Annotated in this window: 17 protein-coding genes and 1 tRNA gene; 14 read left to right on the top strand and 4 right to left on the bottom strand. The window is 69.2% G+C overall.

Features of this window, described 5'->3' with window-relative positions; all coding sequences use genetic code 11:
* Nucleotides 1–62: 62 nt before the first annotated feature.
* Nucleotides 63–533 carry a S26 family signal peptidase gene (locus tag NIE111_RS13560; RefSeq protein WP_274531048.1) on the bottom strand — a complete coding sequence of 157 codons (471 nt, stop codon included), beginning with the start codon at nt 531–533 and terminating at the stop codon, nt 63–65.
* Nucleotides 534–694: 161 nt separating this feature from the next.
* Between NIE111_RS13560 and NIE111_RS13565 the strand changes: the two genes are divergently transcribed.
* The 7 genes from NIE111_RS13565 (at nt 695) to NIE111_RS13595 (ending at nt 8,505) form a co-directional block, all read left to right on the top strand.
* Nucleotides 695–1,240, top strand: coding sequence for a MauE/DoxX family redox-associated membrane protein (locus NIE111_RS13565; RefSeq protein ID WP_238684731.1), 546 nt, complete (start codon nt 695–697; stop codon nt 1,238–1,240).
* Between the two features lie 67 nt (nt 1,241–1,307).
* On the top strand, nt 1,308–1,832 hold the full coding sequence (locus NIE111_RS13570; protein WP_238684732.1) for a TlpA disulfide reductase family protein: 525 nt from the start codon (nt 1,308–1,310) through the stop codon (nt 1,830–1,832).
* The gene (locus NIE111_RS13575; protein ID WP_238684733.1) at nt 1,829–3,643 is read left to right on the top strand and encodes an ABC transporter ATP-binding protein; all 1,815 of its coding nucleotides are present in this window, start codon (nt 1,829–1,831) and stop codon (nt 3,641–3,643) included. Before NIE111_RS13570 ends, NIE111_RS13575 begins: the two co-directional genes overlap by 4 nt.
* Nucleotides 3,644–3,663: 20 nt before the next feature.
* Nucleotides 3,664–4,410: an AfsR/SARP family transcriptional regulator gene (locus tag NIE111_RS13580; RefSeq protein ID WP_238684734.1), complete on the top strand. Its 747-nt coding sequence runs from the start codon at nt 3,664–3,666 to the stop codon at nt 4,408–4,410.
* 208 nt (nt 4,411–4,618) lie between these two features.
* Nucleotides 4,619–4,837: a hypothetical protein gene (locus NIE111_RS13585; RefSeq protein WP_210781026.1), complete on the top strand. Its 219-nt coding sequence runs from the start codon at nt 4,619–4,621 to the stop codon at nt 4,835–4,837.
* 87 nt (nt 4,838–4,924) lie between these two features.
* Nucleotides 4,925–7,777 (top strand): FtsX-like permease family protein, encoded by a 2,853-nt coding sequence (locus tag NIE111_RS13590; RefSeq protein WP_238684735.1) that lies wholly within the window; start codon nt 4,925–4,927, stop codon nt 7,775–7,777.
* A 20-nt stretch (nt 7,778–7,797) separates the two neighbouring features.
* Nucleotides 7,798–8,505, top strand: a complete 708-nt coding sequence (locus NIE111_RS13595) for an ABC transporter ATP-binding protein (RefSeq protein ID WP_238684736.1) — start codon at nt 7,798–7,800, stop codon at nt 8,503–8,505.
* Between the two features lie 8 nt (nt 8,506–8,513).
* On the opposite strand, the gene NIE111_RS13600 is transcribed toward NIE111_RS13595, so the two are convergent.
* Nucleotides 8,514–8,864, bottom strand: coding sequence for a DoxX family protein (locus tag NIE111_RS13600; RefSeq protein ID WP_238684737.1), 351 nt, complete (start codon nt 8,862–8,864; stop codon nt 8,514–8,516).
* Between the two features lie 73 nt (nt 8,865–8,937).
* Nucleotides 8,938–9,189: a hypothetical protein gene (locus NIE111_RS13605; protein ID WP_238684738.1), complete on the bottom strand. Its 252-nt coding sequence runs from the start codon at nt 9,187–9,189 to the stop codon at nt 8,938–8,940.
* On the opposite strand from NIE111_RS13605, the gene NIE111_RS13610 reads away from it, so the two are divergent.
* The 6 genes from NIE111_RS13610 (at nt 9,167) to NIE111_RS13635 (ending at nt 15,456) form a co-directional block, all read left to right on the top strand.
* A complete protein-coding gene (locus NIE111_RS13610; protein WP_238684739.1) occupies nt 9,167–9,310 on the top strand; it encodes a hypothetical protein in 144 nt (47 codons plus the stop codon). The genes NIE111_RS13605 and NIE111_RS13610 overlap by 23 nt on opposite strands.
* A 54-nt stretch (nt 9,311–9,364) precedes the next feature.
* Complete coding sequence (locus NIE111_RS13615; RefSeq protein WP_238684740.1) at nt 9,365–12,487, top strand: hypothetical protein; 3,123 nt, start codon at nt 9,365–9,367, stop codon at nt 12,485–12,487.
* A 69-nt stretch (nt 12,488–12,556) separates the two neighbouring features.
* On the top strand, nt 12,557–12,889 hold the full coding sequence (locus NIE111_RS13620) for a hypothetical protein (RefSeq protein WP_238684741.1): 333 nt from the start codon (nt 12,557–12,559) through the stop codon (nt 12,887–12,889).
* A gap of 196 nt (nt 12,890–13,085) precedes the next feature.
* Nucleotides 13,086–13,427 (top strand): YnfA family protein, encoded by a 342-nt coding sequence (locus NIE111_RS13625; protein ID WP_238684742.1) that lies wholly within the window; start codon nt 13,086–13,088, stop codon nt 13,425–13,427.
* Between the two features lie 214 nt (nt 13,428–13,641).
* A complete protein-coding gene (locus NIE111_RS13630; RefSeq protein WP_238684743.1) occupies nt 13,642–14,058 on the top strand; it encodes a hypothetical protein in 417 nt (138 codons plus the stop codon).
* 168 nt (nt 14,059–14,226) lie between these two features.
* Nucleotides 14,227–15,456, top strand: coding sequence for an MFS transporter (locus tag NIE111_RS13635; RefSeq protein WP_238684744.1), 1,230 nt, complete (start codon nt 14,227–14,229; stop codon nt 15,454–15,456).
* 28 nt (nt 15,457–15,484) lie between these two features.
* On the opposite strand, the gene NIE111_RS13640 is transcribed toward NIE111_RS13635, so the two are convergent.
* Nucleotides 15,485–15,560 (bottom strand) — tRNA-Lys (locus NIE111_RS13640).
* Between the two features lie 361 nt (nt 15,561–15,921).
* On the opposite strand from NIE111_RS13640, the gene NIE111_RS13645 reads away from it, so the two are divergent.
* A complete protein-coding gene (locus NIE111_RS13645; protein WP_238684756.1) occupies nt 15,922–17,586 on the top strand; it encodes a Na+/H+ antiporter in 1,665 nt (554 codons plus the stop codon).
* Nucleotides 17,587–17,675: the final 89 nt, after the last annotated feature.

A 17,675-nucleotide genomic window follows, 5' to 3' on the forward strand; every position in this document is an offset into this window, starting at 1 on the left:
ATGATTGTTGTGATCCGCGCAACTATAGATGCACGCCAATGACTGGGCAATACCTGTTTGCCCTACTGGCCGGTGGACCCCAGCCGCTTGACCAAAACGCCCTCGATGTCTTTCAGCGGCACGAATCCCCACCGACGCGAGTCGACGCTGTCCGGATGCTCGCCGAGCAGCACCGCCATGCCGGCCGGCACCTGCCGCACCCCGGCGCCGACGGCCGGGGCGACCACGTCCGGGACGGCGTCGCCCGGCAGCGCCACGAGGCGTTTGACCAGCCAGCCGGACGCGGGAGAGCCCGCGACGACATCCCGGGGACCACCCTCCTGATGGCGCGCGACGACGATGCCGCCGGCTCGGAGTCGGCGCGTTCGGCGCACCACGAGGCGGTCGCCGTGAGCCAGAGTGGGGGCCATGCTGTCACCCATCACATCGACTATCATCAGTCGCTGGCGCGCCAGGGCAACGCCGACGACGGGTGCCGCGAGCGCGGCAAGCCCACCCAGGACGGTGAGCAGGAATTGTGACTCGTCGGTCATAAGACCCCCTTCGAGGGGTATTACTCTCATCTTTCCGTCGGCAAATCAACCCGTTGACAGCATCGAAGCACGCCGATAATCTCGGGTTTCCCAGCCGGGGTTCTTGAGGTCTGTGCGACTCGCACCTCGGCACATGGGCACCACGGGGAATGGGGGACTGTGTGGGTGTCGCTGTTGTCGCGTCCATTTTGACGCTGGCCGGCGTTCTTGCGATATCTGTCATCGGAAAAGTGCGTAGTCGAATGAGTTTTCACGCGTTCGCCGACGCCATTGCCCAACTGCGGGTCGCCCCCGTGCCCTGGTCCCGCCCGGTGGCGGTGGCATCGATCGCGGCCGAGGCAGCCGTACTGGCGCTTGTCCTGTGGCCCAAGGGCACGGTCATCGGCCTGGCCGCGGCCGTGCTGCTCTTCGGCGCGTTCACCGTCGTGCTCGCGCGGGCCGTCCGACAAGGGTCCACGGCGGGGTGCCACTGTTTCGGCCCGACGGACACGCCCGTTGCGTGGCGGCACGTCGCTCGCAGTGCTTTCCTCGCCAGCACGGCCGCCGGCGCCCTTCTTGGCGCGATCACCCTGCCCGCCATATCGCTCAGAAGTCTAGAGCCGCCGCACCTCATATTGGCTCTTTCCCTAGCGGGATTCATCGTCACGACGCTGGTCAGGCTTGACGACCTCACCTGGCTCCTTCGTGGAGCGTCTCACGCGCGCTGAATCTCTCCAATCGATCGCGCACTTCTCGTGCGCTGCGCTTCGACGCCCCGATCCAAGGAGCCCCACAGTGCTATTTCTGTCCACCGCCGTCGGCATACTCGCGGCGCTCGTCCTCGTCGATCTCGCGCTGAGCGCCGCAGTGATCAGGCGGCTACGCGAGACGGAGGCGAAACTCATCGAGATGAACTCGCCGCCCGCCTCGGGGCTGCCGGTCGGCGCCACCATGCCGGAGTTCGTGTCACCGGACGGCCAGGTCTCCAGCGCCGACCTCGTGGGCAGCCCGACCCTCATCGGGTTCTTCTCCGCCGGATGCCGACACTGCCCCACCCAGGCGGAGAAACTGGCCGACCGGGCCGAGGAGTTCGGCGGCACAGGCGTACGGGTGGTCAGCTTCCTCACTGTGGGTGAGGGCATGACCGACGAGCTTGGCCCGACGCTGCGGAAGGCCGGCCTCCTCGTCATTGACGACAGCCCGAGCGCGGTGATGGCCGCCTTCCAGGTGCAGGGCACTCCATCGTTTGTGCTCTTCGGCGCGGACGGACGACTGGCGGCACGCGGGCATGACCTGAGCGAGGTATTGGGCAGCCGATGAGGCGGTCGGCAGCGTTGATGCGTCGCGCGTTCGGGATCTACTTCGGCGCCGCACCCTGGGCGGCGGCGGTGAGCGTCGTGATCATGGTGGTGGGTGGTCTGACAGCGGTAGCCACCGCCTGGTTCACCCGAGCCCTCATCGACGGTCTCTCCGCCGACGCCACGTCGACGATCTGGCTCGGTGTCGTCGGTTTCGGCACGCTGGCCATCGTGTCACCAGTCATCCTGCACGTCTCGCAGTACGTACAGCGGGACGCGGAACGCCGGGTGACGATACGCACGCAGCAGGAACTGTTCACAGCGGTGTCGGCGCACCCTCGGCTGACCGAGTTGGAGGACAGCAAGTTTCATGATCGGCTCCGGCTCGCCCACGAGGCGAGTCGCTTCGCGCCGACCCAGCTCAACAGCATGGTCCTGGGCATCGGGCAGGAGATGATCACCATCGTCGCCTTCGGCGTGACGCTGGTGCGCTGGTCTCCCCTGGTGAGCGCGTTGGTCATGCTGGCGGTGCTGCCCACTCTCGTGGCCCAGATCCGGTTGGCGCGGATGCGCGGGGCGATGATGGAACGCACCGTACCGATGTTCCGCCGGCAGACGTTCTACGCGGCACTGCTGCTGGACATGCGCGCCGCGAAGGAGATCCGGCTGTTCGGGCTCGGCCAGTTCTTCCAGGGCCGCCTGCTGCGCGAGTTGCGCGCGGCACAGGGACAGGAACGTCACCAGGACCGACTGGCCCTGTGGGTCGACAGCGCCCTCGCGACGCTGACCGGCATCGTCTCGCTGGTCGCTCTGGCCGTCTTCGTCGCACGGGTGGTCGACGGACACGGCACCGTCGGCGACCTCGTGCTCGTGATCGCGGCACTGACCGCGTTGCAGATGTCCGCGTCGAGCCTGGTCCGACAGATCGCGATGCTCGGCGAGACGTTGATCGTGTTCGGCCACTACGTCGACATCACCGCGGTGATCCGCGAGGCCCGACGTGCCGTTCCGCTGCCCGCCCTGCCGCCACTGACGCGAGGTCTGGAGTTCGACGACGTCTGGTTCCGGTACGCCCCCGAGCACGACTGGGTCCTGCGCGGTCTCACGTTGCGGATCCCCTGCGGCTCGTCCCTCGCCCTGGTGGGCGACAACGGCGCCGGGAAGTCGACAGTGGTCAAGCTCCTCTGCGGCTTCCACGTCCCGAACAAGGGCGTCATCCGGTGGGATGGCGTCGACATCACCACCATCGACCCGGCTTCGCTCCGCGCCCGTCTCGGGGCGACATTCCAGGACTTCATGACCTACGAGTTCTCCGCCCACGACAACATCGCTGTCGGCGACATCAGCGCGCTGGACGACCGGGCCCGCGTACGGGCAGCAGCCGCCACGGCGGACATGGACGCCACCCTGGTTGCGCTTCCGAACGGGTACGACACCATGCTGACGCGAACCTTCAGCGACGGGGATCTGCCCGGGGTGGGGGTTGTGCTGTCCGGGGGGCAGTGGCAGCGGCTGGCGCTGGCCAGAGCCCTGCTCAGGGAGGGCGCGGACGTGTTGATCCTCGACGAACCGTCGTCAGGTCTCGACGTGGCGACCGAGCACGAGATCAACCAGCGGCTGATGTCGCTGCGCCGCACACACACCAGCCTGCTCATCTCGCACCGGCTCAACACCGTCCGCGAGGCGGACAGCATCGCCGTGCTGGCCGCCGGCCGCATCCTCGAACAGGGCAGCCACGACGAGCTGATGGCATCGGGAGGGCGCTATGCCGAGTTGTTCCACCTCCAGGCATCCGGTTACGACGACGCGATCACCACTCGGACCTCGATGTGAACGCTAACACCCTGCTCAGAGTGTCACTGCTGGGTCCGATCGAGGCAACCGTCGGCGGGCAGCCGATGGCCGTCGGCGGCCTGGGCAGGCGAGCACTGCTGGCGGCGCTCGCCTTCAACCTGGGCTCGGTGGTCGCCGTCAACCGTCTCATCGAGGTGATCTGGGACGACCACCCGCCGGCGACGGCGACGACGAAGCTGCAGGGCCACGTCTGCGCCCTGCGGCGAAGCCTGGTGCGGCTCGGCGGGCCGGACGCCGTGAACATCCTGCAGACTCGCCCACCGGGTTACCTGCTGTGCGCCCGCCTCGCGTCGACAGACCTCGCCCGTTTCGACGACCTGACGCAACGGGGTGCCGGCGCTCGGCTCCCCGAAGGTGCCGAACGCCGGGTCGCCGCCCTCTCCGCGGCACTGCGGCTGTGGCGGGGGGACGCCTGCGTCGATGCCCGGTCCGCTGGGGTGGCGGTCGTGGCGGCATCACTGGACGAGCGACGGTGGCGGGCCATGGAGGACCTCGCCGAGGCGCAACTCGTCCTCGGCGACAACAACTCCGTCATCGACGCGATGGAGCCGCTCGTACGCCGGTGGCCGTACCGGGAACGGGCCTGGGAGCACCTCATCGAGGCACACATGAGGCGTGGTGACGTCGCGTCCGCCCTGGCCGCCCACGACCAGTTGTGCGAGATCCTCGCCGGGGACCTCGGCGTCGCGCCCGGTCAACGAATCGGCCGGTTGGTCAGCATCATCCGCGCGAGCGGCCAGCGGTAGCGCCGTCGCCCACCTGCCACCGACGACCACCACACGAGGCGGCGGCTTGGCCGCCGACGTCGTGCGTCGGGCGGCCGTGACCAGTGCTGATGCCGACCCGGAGTCGCTCGCCGGGGCATTAGCGCACCGTTAGCGAATCGTAAGTGGTCGATGACATCGTGACCTCTGTCGACAAACCGTCGTACCGACGGAGAAGGAGAGAGGTCGTATGATTATCAACAAGCTGGCGGACAAGCTACTGGCCACGCTGCTGCCAAAGGCCACGGCGTCCGCGTGCAACGTCTGCTCTCTCGCCTATGTCGGGTGTGGAGGGCCGTTCTGCTACTACTACTACAACAAGGTGGTCGCGGGGCAGGTCCGCTGTTACGCCAACACGGCGAGAGACTGCAACGCGTCCTACGTGAGCTACTCCACGGGCTGCTGCTGATCGTCGATTCGCGGCCGTCGGTCGGATGTCACCATCCGGCCGACGGCCTCATGCTGGAGGACCAACGATGCGGGGCACGGTGCGTCGATGCTGGGGATAGCCGCGTCGCAATGGCGGGTACGACTACGCCGGTCACTGGCCCTGCTCTCGATGATCGCCGTCGCGGTAGCCGGGTTCACAGTGCTCACCGGGGCCGCTGTGACCTCCCGGCTGGATGCGGTGGGCGCGGTCAGCGCCAACTACCGCCCGGTCTACGACCTCCTGGTACGCCCCCAGGATGCGGTGCTGCCGCTGGAGCAGGAGCGCAATCTGGTCCAGTCCGGCCAGTTGGCGGGCATGCGTGGCGGCATCACCCACGATCAGTGGCGCGAGATCCAGGCGGTGCGCGGGGTGTCGGTGGCGGCACCGGTCGCGATGATCGGGTACGTGATGCGCACAGTGCCCGTGACTGTCGACCTGTCGGAACACCTTGACCCGACCGCCGAGCGTCAGGTGTTGCGGGTCCAGCCGACCTGGGCGACGGACGCGGGGCTGAGCCAGATCCCGGACGGGCCGGCGTTCCTCTACGCGACGCGAAACCGGCTGGACGTGGTGCCGAACAGCGAGCTGAAGAGCGGCGGGGGCCTGCCACCGCCGGAGGAGGTCGACGCCGACGGCCACCGGGTGAAGATCTGCCCAGCGGCTCCGGCCATCACCGCTGAGGACTGGCTCGCGCCGACCGACCTCCGAGCCCGATCGTCGTTGACGTGCGTCGGCGGCATGGGCTCGACGGATCGCGAGGGAAAGGCGACGCGGCCGACAGTCACGTTGGCGTGGACGGTGCCGTTCCTGATGGCTGCGGTCGACCCGGAGTCGGAGGCCACGCTGGCCGGGTTGGACCAGGCCGTCACCTCGGGCCGATACTTCACCTCGGCCGAAGCGCCGGCCTCGCGGCGGCTGGACGGAATGCCGTACCCCTACTCGGTGCTCCCGATCCTCGTCGCGGACCGACCCCAGGTCGACAGGACGCTCAACGTCACAGTGCAGCGCCTGAACTCCGACGTGCCCGAGCTGGTCCGGAGATCCGCCGACGACCAGCGGCTCCGCGCCGCTCTGGTCAACGAGTCCGGCACGCCGGTCGCCACACGGGCGATGTCGTTCGAAGAGCCGTACCAGAACCTGCTCGACCGGATGCTCCGCCCCGACGACCTCGGTGTCGAATACGACCTGGCAACGTCGAACACCAGGTGGCTCGACCAGTTCTGGACCGTCGGACCGCCGAAGAGGGTACGGGCCGGGGACGGTCTGCGGGCCCAGCCAGATCCCTACGACCTGAAGATCTGGGGTCAGGGCGCCGACGACGGTGGGTCGTCCCGGCACGTGCCGATGGAGTTCGCCGACACCAGCGTGCGCAGCGAGGTGGCCGTCCATCGGAACCTGGCGCACGGTTACCAGGAGCAACCGGGGGACGTGAGCATGCCCGACGCCGCGCTGGGCGCGGTGGGCACCTTCGACCCCGCCAAGGTTTCGCTGGGCAGCGCGCTGTCAGCGGTGCCCATGGACACGTACTTCAACCCGGGCGCCGAGGGTGCCGACGAAGCGTCACGGCAGGCACTGGGCGGCCGACGACTGACCCCGAATTCGAACGTCACCGGCCTGCTCAGCCAACCTCCGCTGATGCTCACCACCATGGCGGCCCTGCCCGCCATCTTCGACCCCGGCGCGTACAGCACCGAGCCCAGCTACCCGGAGTACCAGCTCAACACCACCGCGCCGATCAGCGTGGTGCGAGTTCGGCTGGCCGGGGACGTCGGCATCGACCCGGTCTCCCGGGAGCGGGTACGGGTGATCGCCGAGGAGATCGCGCAACGCACCGGCCTCCAGGTCGACATCACCCTGGGGTCGTCACCCACCGCGATGACTGTGCACTACCCGGCGGGCAACTACGGCCGGCCCGACCTCGCCGTGGCCGAGCCCTGGGTCCAGAAGGGCGTCGCGTCCGTGCTGGTCCGCGCGGCCGACCGCAAGAGCGTACTGCTGTCCCTCCTGGTGCTCGCGGTGTGCGCGCTGGCAGTGCTCAACGCCAACACCGCCGCCATCCGCGCCAGACGCACCGAGTTCGGCATCCTCACCTGCCTCGGCTGGGGCCGCCGGCACCTCCTCCAACTGATGTTCATCGAGATCGTCGGCATCGGCCTCGCCGCAGGCATCGCCGGCACCGGGCTGGCGCTCGGGATCGCGTTCGGTCTCGGGCTGAACATCGCGTGGAGCCACACACTGCTCGCCGTACCCGCGGCGGTGGCCCTGGCCCTGCTCGCCGGCGGCTGGCCGGCCTGGCGGGCCGCCCGGCCGGATCCCGGCGAGATCATCAGGCCCGCCGTCTCGGGTTTCGCCCTCCGCCGGCAGGCGCCGCGCCGGCTGGGCACTCTCGCGCTGGCCAACCTTGCCCGCACCCCCGGTCGGACCGCGCTCGGCGCGCTGAGTCTGACGATCGGGGTGGCCGCGCTGACCATGTTGTTGGCGATCACGTTCGCGTTCCGTGGTGCGATCACCGGCACCCTGCTCGGTGATGCCGTCACCCTCCAGGCCCGCACCGTCGATCACATCGCCGTGGCGGTCACGATCGTGCTGGGCATCGTGTCGGTCGCTGACGTGCTCTATCTCAACATCTCCGAGCGCGCCGCCGAGTTCGCCCTGTTCGCAGCCGTCGGCTGGACCGACGCCATGCTGAACCGGCTGGTCATCATCGAGGCCATCGGCATGGGTGCCATCGGCGGCACGCTCGGCGCCGCTGCCGGCCTGGGCGCGGCGGCGGCCTTCGCCGGGGGCGTCACCGCTGCGATCCTCTGGTGTTCCGCAGCCGCCCTGGTGTTCGGCGTCGCCGTCTCCGCCCTGTCCGTGGTGGTGCCGATCGCCGTGCTCCGCCGACTGCCCACCGCCCACCTGCTCGCCGAGGGGTGAGCGGCAAAGGAGTAGGTCCGATGGAACAGACGTCAGCTGCGACGTCGAGCACCGTCACCATGCCGCTGGTGTGTCTCACCCGGGTACGGAAGTCCTTTCCGCTGCCCGACGGCGCACCGCTGGTCGCTGTGAACGACGTCAGCCTGGCGATCGACGCCGGCACCGCGATCGCGTTGACCGGGCCGAGCGGCTCGGGCAAGTCGACGCTCCTGCACCTCATCGGTGCCATCGAACGAAGTGACGGTGGCACCATCGAGGTCGGCGGCCAGGAGGTGAGCGGCTTGGCCGGCCGGGGGTTGGCCGCCTACCGGCGACGGGTCGGCTTCGTGTTCCAACGGTTCCACCTGCTGCCCACGCTCACCGCACTGGACAACGTCGTGGCACCCCTGATTCCGTTCCGCACCGACTTCGACAAGGTCGCTCGTGCCCATGAACTGCTGGCGATGGTGGGGCTCGCCGACCGGGCCGCCGCCCTGCCGTCGCGGCTCTCCGGGGGGCAGCAGCAACGGGTCGCCATCGCTCGCGCGCTGATCAACCAACCTGCCCTGTTGCTGGCCGACGAACCCACCGGCAATCTCGACAGTCAGACCGGCACCGCGATCGTCGACCTGTTGCTGAGGCTGCGCGACGAGCAGGGCACGACTCTCATCATGGCGACCCATGACGCCGCTATCGCCGCGCGTTGCGACCGAGCCGTCCAGATGCGGGACGGGTGCCTGACGTCGTAGCTGACGGATCACCAGTGGTGGAGCACATTCACCACCAGTGCGGCCACCACGGTGACGAAGAATACGGCCCATCCCACCAGCTGACGGGAGCCGACGCGCAGATGGGCGATGAGCGCGCCGATGAAATACAGCACCAGCCCAGCGGCCGCGAGGGTGCCCAGCAGCGGTACGGCGAAGCCGGCCAGCAACCCCAACGAGCCTGCCGCCAGCGCCACGCCCAACCGCGGCACCCACGACCGTGGCACGCGCTTCATGTCCGCCTGTGCCTTCGGATAGTCGTGGCCGATCAGGTAGGTGACGGCGGCGAAGCCGGTGAAGACCGACGCGAGAATGGTGACAGCGACATAGGCAGCGAACATTGTTCCTCCGTCGTGGTTGCTCGCCCCCTGGACGATCTGGCGCTGCGGAATGTGACGGCTGGATGCGCCGCGATCAGCTCGTTTGTCGCAGCGCGCCGAACCGTACGCCGGTGGCCTGTTCGGACAGTTCCCACAGACGGCGGCCGTGCTCGGGGTCGGTCGCGGCGGTGGAGAGCTTCGCCGGCGCGGGGTGACCGCGCAGTTCACCCGGCCCACCCGGGGCGACGAGTTGGCCCGGCTGCGCCCCCGGGTCGGTGGCGGCGAACAGCTGCGACCAGACGCCGCGACGGATGGCCGCCGGAATGGCACTGCTGGCACTCGACACCGTGCTCCAGCGGTGGCAGCCGGGCGACGACGAGCAGCACCTGGCCGAGCTGATGGACCAGGCGTTCGCCGTCGTGGCACCGGCCCTCGACGCGCCCGCCGCGTCACCCGCCGCCGGCTGAGCGCGAGTCAGCGCGGTTTCAGCGCCCTTTCCGGGCGCTCAATACGTTCGCGGCATGACAGTCAAACGTTCCACGCGCACCAGGCGCGGGACCGCCGTGCTGGCGATGATCGCGGTCACGGCGGCAAGCGTGCTCTTCGGCGAACCCGCGTCGGCCGATCCCGTCCCCGTCCCCGTCCCTCAGGCAGCGCTCACCGACCGGGCCTTCGGCCAGGTCGCCGAACTCCATCTCCAGGGCGCCGCTCGGATCACCACCGTCGTGCTGTCGGCCGAGTTCGTCCAGTGGCACCGGCTGCACCCCAACGCCACAGCCGCACAGGCGCAGGCCCAGCTCACCACACGCCACCAGGTGCTCGACGAGTCGCTGACCACGTTCGACCTCCTGCTTCCCGAACAGGACCTGCTGCTCAAGTCCGTCGACATCCTGCTCGGCGCGCCCGGCGGCGACACCCGGACCTCGCCGGAGATCACCGGCCTGGTCGGGGCCGTGATCGGCAAGACTGTCGAACCGTGGGACACCCGCGAGGAACTGGCCTCCGGCGCGCTGCGGACCGCCCAGTGGCTGCGCGGCCGCGATGACGCTCTCGCCGCGGTGTGGTCCGCGACCCGGCAGGCGGGGGCCGCCAGCGCGCCCGTCGCCACCGCCTGGAACGCCGTCCTCGGTGAGCCGGTCGGGGTGGACATCACCAGCACCTACGAGGAGCTCCAGCAGGATCCCGGACTTTCGCATGTCGACCTCGACGCGATCCTGGCGCTGCGGGACGATTCGACGGCGTACGTAGCGGCCGCCAAGCAGCAGCTGGCCTCCCTGCACGCGGAGCTGCTCGGCCTGAGCCTGGAGATCCGCCTCGAGATCGGCGAGAACAACCAGAAGTGTCCGCCGGAGGGGCCGCCGAGCGCCGCGTGCACCGCGGCGGCCAAGAAGGCCGCCGAGGACCGGGACAAGGCTCGACAGCAGACGATCTCCGACATCAAGGCCGGGGTGGGCATGGTCTCCACCATCATCGGGTTCGCCGACCCCGCCGCCGGCAAGAAGTCCAAGGTGATCGGGGAGGCGGTCCTCACCACGATCAGCGCGATCTCCAAGTACGCGGCGGCGATCACCGGCCGCGGCCTCGCGGGCTCGATCTTCAGCACCGCGACGTTGGCGATGACCGGCAACGTCTTCGGTGCGGTGATGTCGATCGTCGGGCTCTTCGGCAGCAGCGGACCGTCGCTGGACGCACAGATCCTGGCCCAGGTGAAGGCCCTCCGCGACGAGGTGCGGGCCCTCGGCGACGAGATGCGGGCCAGCTTCGCGCGGGTCGAGGCCCAGATCAACACGGTGTACGCGAACATGATGGCCCAGTTCGACAAGTTGAACGCCGCGATCGCCGGCAACACCGCGCAGATCACCCTCGTCCAGCAGCAGGTCGCCCAGCTCGGTCTGCGCCTGGAGGACATCGCGGCCACAGTGCTGGCCGCGATCGGCGACGCCACACTGCACGACGCCCGCGCCGACATCAACAAGTACATCGGCTACCTGGAGAACTTCGGTCAACCGATCCCGACGTACGGCGAGTTCGTCGGCCCGGAAAACGAGTTCCACCTGACCTCGACACAGCTGGCCAGCGGCGCCGCGTTCGTGGTGCCCCGGACCGACGCCGACAACCCGGCGGTCGACCCGACCACGGTGCTGAACAGCTTCGGCGAGGCCCGATCGATCAACTACCTGGCCCGGGTCGCCAACGGACGTGACCCGTCGATGGTCGAACCGTCGACGCCGGTCGGCAACCCGACGGTGTGGAACCTCGGCGCGCAGGCGTACGCCATGTTGATGCTGCAGAACCCGACGTACGCCGCCCAGGTCAGCACCGGCCGCGCGGCGCAGATCGAGGCGGAGGGCACCCGGATCGCCGACCTCGCGGCCAGCTTCGCTCAGCCGGTCAACGGCAACGCCAACGTCCTGATCACCGGGCTGGTCAACGACTACGTCGCCGCCACCAACGAGCTGTCGACAGCGCTGGCCGCCTTCCGGACCAACGACGTCCAGGTCCGCTACGAGCCGGACGCCAACGGCGTACAGGTGAAGACGCCCAAGAGCTACGACCTGTTCTGGGACACCGACAAGCCGCTCGCCGCGGCGCCGGCGAAGGCCGACGAGGCGACGGTGCCCGCGTGCGAGGGCAGCAGGCAGATCGACCGACCGAGCAACGTTCGCCACGAGCTGACGTCGAACATGGTGCGGGCAGTCCAGTACGCGTACACACCGCGCCACGACGAGCCGCCCGCCGGGGTACGGGAGTTGCCCGAGGTCGGCTACTGCTACACGCCGAGCTGGGTCTACACGCGTACGACGGGCTACGGCAGCGGGGTGATCCGCCACTACGGCAAGCTGCGGTTGCAGATCCACAGCCGATTCCGGCTGAACTCGAACACGGCCTGGCAGAACTCGCGCACCGCCGACTACACCTGGCCGAACGAGCAGGTCTACCAGGTCGACTGCGAGTTCTTCAACTGTGACAGCGAGACCACGCCCGAGCAGGGACTGACCCAGAAGTGGCCGTCCGGACGGTACGCCTTCGAGGGCGGCGCGACGGCCGTGAACAACGCGGCGCTGGACGCCACGCTGACGCCGACCCTGCGCGGTTTCCTCCAGGCACGGCAGAAGTCCATGTACGACCGGCTACGGGACCAGAGCACCCAGGTCAGCGGGCCGGTGCCCACCGCCCTGAAGAAGCTGAACACGGCGGCGCGGCTGCTCCAGGCGTACACCCGGTTGGGTCTGCCCAACGCCCTCGACTCGGACGACGTGTTGTCCGCGAACCTGTTCGGGCAGTACCAGATCCCGGTGAACATGCCGACGGACGCCAAGATCGGTAACGCCTATGCCAGGGCGAGCGGGAACTACGCCCTCTGCGGGCCCACGCCGTGCTCGCCCGACTCCAGCCGCCCGCTGCGCGACCAGGTCAGCCTCAAGGTGCCCTGCGAGCCCGCTGTCGACTCGTCCCACCTGCCCGGTGACCCACTGGGCGACTGTCTGATCACCAGCGCGCGGTCCCGCGCCAACACGCTGATGCAGCGGTACGAGGTCTGGGCGGACCAGATGACCGCCGGCCTGCACCGCGAGCGGGTGCCGTGGATGAACGACACCCTTCTGGGCTTGCGCATCACCACACGCCTGACCCACGCCAACTGATCCACTCGCGTTGCCGGCGTCTGCGGACGCCGGCAACGCTTGGTGTCAGGTTCAGTTAGCGTTCGGGCCATGGGATCCGTGGACGTGGTCTTGGCGGTCATCGCCGCCGCAGCCAACCTGGCCTTCGCCACTGTGCTGTTCCACAAGAGCCGTGGCGGCACGACGGCGCCCCGGATCTTCGGCCGCCCTCAGCCCCAGCCGCGCCTGCGGGCAATGATGCACGTATGCCTGGGGCTGGGGACGGGCGTCGGCTGGCTCGCCAAGGACACCTTCCCGCCCCACTCCACCGGCGACACGGTGCTGTTCAACGTGGCGAGGGTCCTGCTGTTGGCTGCGGTGGTCTCGGCCCTGCTGAGCGCCTTCCGGCACTCGCGACCCATCGGTGACAGGGCCGCTCGCTAGCTCTGGCACTGGCCGTCCGGGTGCCGATCCGGCACGCCGCGACCAGCAAGCTTGCTCGAGTCGTGCACCCTGCCGAGCGGGCAACGGCCGCTGCGGCTGGCCGAACTCGCCTTCGCCACCATCGCTCCAGGAGGCACCTGTTCGAGCGGGTCACTGGCATGATCGGGGTCCGAGGGCACATCGGTACGGTCCACGGATGACAGTCGTCCGCTCTGTCCTGCTGTTCGTCGTCGCCGCCCTGTTCGAGATCGGCGGGGCCTGGCTGATCTGGCAGGGCTGGCGCGAGCACCGCGGCCTGTGGTGGATCGCCGCCGGAGTCATCGCCCTCGGCGCGTACGGATTCGTCGCCACCTTCCAACCCGACCCGAACTTCGGGCGCATCCTCGCCGCCTACGGCGGCGTGTTCGTCGCCGGATCCCTCGCCTGGGGCGTGATCGTCGACAAGTTCCGGCCCGACCGGTGGGACGTCATCGGCGCCGGCATCTGCCTGATCGGCGTCGCCCTGATCATGTACGCGCCGCGTGACGCAGGCGGCTAAGTCCGCCCATCCCCCGCTCCGCCGACCTCAGCCTCGTTCCGCCGCACGACCGTCCCGCACAGTCCCCGTCCACGGCGCCTGAGGTGCACCGGAGGTGTTCGGAGTGTTCGGACCTGTTCGGACCTGTCCGCGCGTCTGTCATGTATCGACGGATCGCGCCCATCATCGGTCGTGACGACCACACCGGTCGTTTCTCGACGGTAGGAGATTGCCGATGATCCGCAAGAATTCACGCTGGTTCGGTGCCACGCTGATGGCGATGGCGCTCACGGTCACCGGGCTCGTGGCCACCCCGAGCACCGCTTCGGCGGGGTACCCCGTGATCGTGTATTCGGCCGACCCGTACTCCGCCGGCACCGGCTTCGCCATCTACACCAACTCCGGAATTGATTCGGCGTTCAGAGCCTGCGACGAGGGCGCAGCCGACGGTCGCCGTACCATTGGCCGCATCTGGTGGGAGCCGGTAAACGCCAAGGTCACGGTCCACGCGGCGAACGGCAGTGGCACCTGCTCCGAGCCTTACTACGTCCGACTGCTGCCGGGCACGAGGGTCTATGTCGAAGCCTGCGAACGCAAAGGCGCTGGCGGCTCCGACGAGAAGTGTCGAACGACCTGGGACATTGTGGCGTGACGGAGGACGGCCGGCTGGCGTTCGCCTTTGCCGGCCGGCCGTCAGGCCGGTCGCGCCGACGTGTCGCCGGGCAGGACGGCGGTGCGCAACGCGGGGGTCGGTTCCGGTGTCCGGCTGAAGACTGACGTCAACGCTGATGCCAAGCCCGACCCGCCGTAGCGTGGCGGGGTGGCAGCACCCCGCATGGCACCGCCGTCAGGGATGAGCCGCCGGCTGACGTTCCTTTTCGCGTTGGCGGCGGGAGTGGCAGTCGGCAACCTGTACTGGGCCCAGCCACTGCTCGGCTTCATCGCGGGCGATCTACGCGTCACGACCGCGACGGCCGGCTGGCTGGTCACCGCGACGCAGCTCGGGTACGCCGTCGGCGTACTGCTGCTGGTACCGCTCGGTGACGTCCTGGACCGCCGCCGGTTCGTCCCGATCATGCTGCTGACCTCGGCCGCCGCACTGCTGATGTGTGCGCTGGCGCCGTCGATCGGCGTACTCCTCCTCGCACTCGGCGTGCTCGGCGTGACGACGATCTCCGGGCAGATCCTCACCCCGCTCGCCGGAGACCTTGCCGGCGACGCCCAGCGGGGTCGGATCGTCGGCGTCGTCGGATCGGGGACCCTCACCGGCATCCTGGCCTCCCGCACGATCAGCGGCCTCGTCGCCGACGCCGCCGGGTGGCGGACGATCTTCGCCCTCGCCGCGGTTCTCGCCATCCTGCTCGCGATCGTGCTCTACCGCGCGATCCCCCCGCTGGCGCCGCGGACGCGCATGCCCTACGCGCAACTCATCGCCTCGGTCGGCGCGGTCGTCGTACGCGAGCGGGCGGTCAGGTGGACGCTGGTCCTGGCCGCCACCGGATTCGCCGCGTTCTCGCTGTTCTGGACGGCGCTGACGTTCCTCCTCAGCGGCCCGCCGTTCCGGTACCCGGTGGCGGTGATCGGGTTGTTCGGGTTGGCCGGCCTCGCCGGCGTCCTCTCCGGCCTGCGCGGCGGACGGCTGCACGATCGCGGTTGGTCGGTCCCGGCCACCGGCGCGGCCTGGGTACTGGCCCTCACCGCGTTCGTCGTCGCGGCGTTCGCCGTACGGTCCGTCGTCCTCGTCATCATCGTGATCGTCATGCTCGACGTCGCCCTCCAGACGCAGGCCCTGCTCAACCGGGCGCGCCTTTTCGCCCTCTCTCACGAGGCCCGGAGCCGGCTCAACACCGCGCTGGCCACCTGCAACTTCGTCGGCGCCGCCATCGGCTCCGCCGCCGCGACCGCGCTCTGGACCGCGGGCGGCTGGACAGCGGTCACCATCGCGGGAGCGGCGCTCTGCTGCTTCGCGCTCATCGTGTGGGCGCTCGGACGTCGTGGTCCACTCGTGCTCCGCACCGCCCCGCTGGACGACGCAATTCAGGGGGTATGACCAATTGGTCATGCCCCCTGAATATTGCTGGTGCGCCGCCAGGGACTCGAACCCCGAACCCGCGGATTAAGAGTCCGCTGCTCTGCCAGTTGAGCTAGCGGCGCTCGCTGACAACGGGACGAGACGTTAGCAGCAGGCCGGACGGTTCCCCAAGGCGGCCACCGAGCGCGGCGTCACCGGGTCGGACGTGCTCACCGACGTGCAGGCAAACCCGGGTCAGGCTTAGAGTTGTGGTCTAACCGGGTTCCACAGTGACGAGGCCGGCTTGACGGCAGCGCAGACGCCAACGCCGTGGATGCTGCGGTCGGCCAGGTCCGGTTGATCAAGCGGGTTTGCTCGTTACCGCTACCTGCCGCGCTGACCGGCGTCAACGGCGCCGAACGGCCGGCTCGGCCGCGAGCCCGCGGTGGATCCGAGGAACCTCGCGCCGCGGCAGGGGGAAGTAGCCAGGTGAGCACCCATTCGATGTTGTTGTTCGTGCTCGCCGCTGTCGCGGTCATCGTCGTCGTGCGGTGGGTGGCGGCCCGCACCGGTCTGCCGGCCGCGGCGCTTCTACCGCTCATCGGCATCGCGTACGCGCTGCTCCCCGGCCCCAACGTCGGCCTGGATCCCGAGCTTGTGCTCATGATCGTGCTGCCGCCGTTGCTCTACAGCGCCGCACTGGACTCCTCGCTGTTGGACATCCGCCGGAACCTCCGCATCGTGGTCAGCCTGTCCGTGCTGCTGGTGCTCCTCACCGGGATACTGGTCGGTATCGGGTTTCACCTGTTCGTCGCCGGGGCGACGCTCGCCGCCGGGATCGCTGTTGGCGCCGCCATCGCGCCGCCCGACCCGGTGGCTGCCCTGGCGGTGGGCCGCCGAGTGAACCTGCCACCGAAGATGGTCACGATCATCCAGGGCGAGGGGCTGCTCAACGACGCCACCGCGCTGACGATGCTCAGCGTCGCGGTGGCCGCCGCGGTGGGTGGTGAGTTCTCGTTCCCGTCCGCGATTGGTCAGTTCGTGTTGGCGGCGGTCGGCGGGGTCGCCGTGGGAGCGGCAGTGGCCTGGCTGGTACGTCTGGCCCGACCGTTCACCGCGGACCCGCTGTTGTCGAATGCCATCTCGCTCGCGACACCGTTCGTGGCCTACCTGTTGGGCGAGGAACTGCACGTCTCCGGGGTGCTCGCCGTGGTGATCGCCGGGCTGATCGTTGGCCACAAGACGCCTCAGCTCACCTCGGGCGCCGCCCGGCTGCAGACCAGCGCGGTGTGGCGGTTGGTCGACTTCCTCCTCGAAGGCTTCGTCTTCCTGCTCATCGGTCAGCAGCTTCCCGAGGTCGTCAAGGGCCTACGTCAGTACGACACGTCGACCATCGTCATCGCCGTCGCGGTATCCGTGGGCGTGGTGCTCCTACTGCGTCCCGCGTGGCTGGTGATGACCCAGTCCCTCCCCCGGTCGCTGCACACCCGGCTGGGCGGCATTTCCGAGCAGGACGACCCCGACGAACCCGGGAGCGCCCGGCAGATCGAGCGTGCCGACCGCAACGCCCGCCGACTCACCTCCCGCGAGGTGGTGGCACTGAGCTGGTCCGGCACCCGTGGGGTGATCAGTCTGGCCGCGATCTTCACCCTGCCGCTGACCACTAACAGCGGCGCGCCCTTTCCCGACCGTGACCTCCTGCTGTTCTGCACCTTCGTGGTCGTCCTGGTGACACTCGTCGGGCAGGGCCTGACGTTCGCGCCGCTCGTGCGGATGCTGGGCCTGCGCGCCAACGAAACCGACCAGGCCCGCGTACGCAACGAGGCCCGCTCGGCGGCGGTCGAGGCCGCCCTGGCTCGCCTCGACGAGGTTGCCGCGGTGGAGCCGGACAGCGCGGTGGCCGTCAACACCACTCGTACGCAGCTGCTGGCCCGACTGGCGCGCTACCGCGGACGGCTGGACCTTCTGGAGCAGAGCGGATCATCCGAGCTGCCCACCTCGCCGGCGTACGAGGCGGCGCTTCGTATCCGGCGGACAGCCATCGACGCGCAGCGCGAGGAACTCGTGCGCTGGCGCGACTCCGGCCGACTGCCGGACGAGGAGCTCCGTGTTCTGGAACGTGAACTCGATCACGAGGAGCTGTTGCTGCCGAGGCGGTCCTCCAGCTGACCTGCCACGCCTGTGTCGAGCCACCGGCGTCGTACCCCGTCGCACTGGCGTACGCGAAAAAGGCCCTGACCGGCAGACATCTGCCAGGT

It is taken from the genome of Micromonospora hortensis (assembly GCF_022230935.1).
GTDB classification, from domain to species: domain Bacteria; phylum Actinomycetota; class Actinomycetes; order Mycobacteriales; family Micromonosporaceae; genus Micromonospora; species Micromonospora hortensis.

Coding starts and splice junctions, on each gene's coding strand:
- NIE111_RS13560 (WP_274531048.1), bottom strand. CDS start 533: ATGACCGACGAGTCACAATTCCTGCTCACCGTCCTGGGTGGGCTTGCC.
- NIE111_RS13575 (WP_238684733.1), top strand. CDS start 1,829: ATGAGGCGGTCGGCAGCGTTGATGCGTCGCGCGTTCGGGATCTACTTC.
- NIE111_RS13585 (WP_210781026.1), top strand. CDS start 4,619: ATGATTATCAACAAGCTGGCGGACAAGCTACTGGCCACGCTGCTGCCA.
- NIE111_RS13590 (WP_238684735.1), top strand. CDS start 4,925: ATGCTGGGGATAGCCGCGTCGCAATGGCGGGTACGACTACGCCGGTCA.
- NIE111_RS13595 (WP_238684736.1), top strand. CDS start 7,798: ATGGAACAGACGTCAGCTGCGACGTCGAGCACCGTCACCATGCCGCTG.
- NIE111_RS13600 (WP_238684737.1), bottom strand. CDS start 8,864: ATGTTCGCTGCCTATGTCGCTGTCACCATTCTCGCGTCGGTCTTCACC.
- NIE111_RS13610 (WP_238684739.1), top strand. CDS start 9,167: ATGGCACTGCTGGCACTCGACACCGTGCTCCAGCGGTGGCAGCCGGGC.
- NIE111_RS13615 (WP_238684740.1), top strand. CDS start 9,365: ATGACAGTCAAACGTTCCACGCGCACCAGGCGCGGGACCGCCGTGCTG.
- NIE111_RS13620 (WP_238684741.1), top strand. CDS start 12,557: ATGGGATCCGTGGACGTGGTCTTGGCGGTCATCGCCGCCGCAGCCAAC.
- NIE111_RS13625 (WP_238684742.1), top strand. CDS start 13,086: ATGACAGTCGTCCGCTCTGTCCTGCTGTTCGTCGTCGCCGCCCTGTTC.
- NIE111_RS13630 (WP_238684743.1), top strand. CDS start 13,642: ATGATCCGCAAGAATTCACGCTGGTTCGGTGCCACGCTGATGGCGATG.
- NIE111_RS13645 (WP_238684756.1), top strand. CDS start 15,922: ATGTTGTTGTTCGTGCTCGCCGCTGTCGCGGTCATCGTCGTCGTGCGG.